This is a genomic window from Janthinobacterium sp. BHSEK, assembly GCF_056174685.1.
Genome location: NZ_JBWBYV010000196.1, coordinates 1 through 1,567, shown reverse-complemented (window position 1 = coordinate 1,567; position 1,567 = coordinate 1). Strand labels below are relative to the sequence as shown.

Here is a 1,567-nt window from a genome sequence, read left to right as displayed (position 1 = left end):
CTGCCTGGTCGGCCACCACAAAGCCGATCCGTACGCCCGGCATGCAGATCTTGGCGCAGGTACCGAAATAGATCACGCGCTGGAGACGGTCGAGCGACTTGAGGGTGGGCAGCGCGGTGCCTGGGGCGGCGGTGAAACCGTAGGCGTTGTCTTCCAGCAGCAGGAAATCTTCGCGTTCAGCCAGTTCCAGCAGCCGCTGCCGCGCTGCCAGGTCGAGCACCGTGCCGGATGGGTTGGAAAAGTCCGGCGCCACGTACAGCGCGCGGATGCGTTTGCCCTGGGCGCGCGCGCGGCGGCAGGCGCTCTCCAGCTGTTCCCAGTCGAGGCCGGCGCTCCAGCCGTCGGCGCCCCGGCCTTCGTCGATCGGTACGATGGGCGCGCCCAGCACGCTGGCAGCGCCGACGATGCCGGCAAAGCTGGGATTGACCACCGCCAGCAGGTCGTCGGCGCAGGCGCACAGGGCACGCAGTACCAGCAGCAACGCTTCCTGGCAGCCAACCGTGACCACCAGCGACTCCGGCGTCACCGCCATGCCCTCGTCGCGCAGCAGGGCGGCGGCGATCAGCTCGTTGATCATACCTTTGCTGGGGCCGTACTGGTAGAGCTGCTTGCGGATCTGGGCCGGGTTGCGGCCCTTGACTGTGGCCAGGTAGTCCGTATACCTGTCCATGTAGCGACCCAGATCGATATCGTCGAACAGGCCGGCAAAGGGTGCGCCCGGCGCGAACGAGATCGCCTGCGGATAGTGATCCATGACCTCGTTGAGGAAGCTGATGGCATCGAGCGCGGGATCGCTCACCGATGCATGCAGGGCGCTGCGTTCGAGGATGACGCCATTCCCGGAAAGTGCTTGAGTGGTGGACATGATGGTTGCTCCTCAGGCTTGACGCACTTTGTCCAGCACATCCTGGCTGTACATGCGATGCGCCTGCTCGAAGGCGAACTCAGCCATGTACTGGCGGAACAGGTCAAGCGGCTCCTCGGCCAGCACCAGCATGCGCTTGTTGGCCATCACGGCCGGGCTGTCGAACGCGGCGACGCTGCGCTCGACAGCGGCATCGAGTTCGGCCGGCTCCACCACCTCGTCGAACAGCAGGCGGCCGTCCGGCTCGGCGGCGTGCACCCTGCGCCCGCCAAGGATGATCTGGCGCGCCATCCGCGTGCCCACCGAACGCGTCAGGCGCAAATTGGCCACGCCGGGAACGATGCCTTCCTGCGCGGCCGGCAAACTGAAGAAGCTGTCCGCGCCGCCGATCACCTTGTCCGACACTAGCAGCAGTTGCGCGCCGCCGCCAATGGCGAAGGTATCCACGGCTGCAATCCACGGCTTGGCCAGTTGCCGTGGCCGCCTATCCTCAGGCACATCGACCAGCAGGCCGCGCAGCATCTTGTTGAGGTAGCCGAGCTCTCGCCGCAGCAGGAAGTCAACCAACGAGATGCGGCCGTTGTGCAGGTTCTTGAGATTGATGCCGGCGCTGAATACGCGGCGGCCGGCGTACTTCGGATGGCTCATGATGCCGCCGCGCAGCACACATACACGCACCGCATCGTCGAGCAGGGCCAGATC

The 1,567-nt window shown here is 65.9% G+C and carries 2 protein-coding genes; both read right to left on the bottom strand.

What is annotated here, in order from left to right:
• Positions 1 to 865 (bottom strand): aminotransferase class I/II-fold pyridoxal phosphate-dependent enzyme (locus tag AC0V2Y_RS28370; RefSeq protein WP_475418459.1); only part of this gene is annotated, 865 nt, incomplete at its 3' end.
• Between the two features lie 12 nt (positions 866 to 877).
• The coding region (locus AC0V2Y_RS28365) for an enoyl-CoA hydratase/isomerase family protein (protein WP_475418272.1) at positions 878 to 1,567 on the bottom strand (690 nt) is incomplete at its 5' end.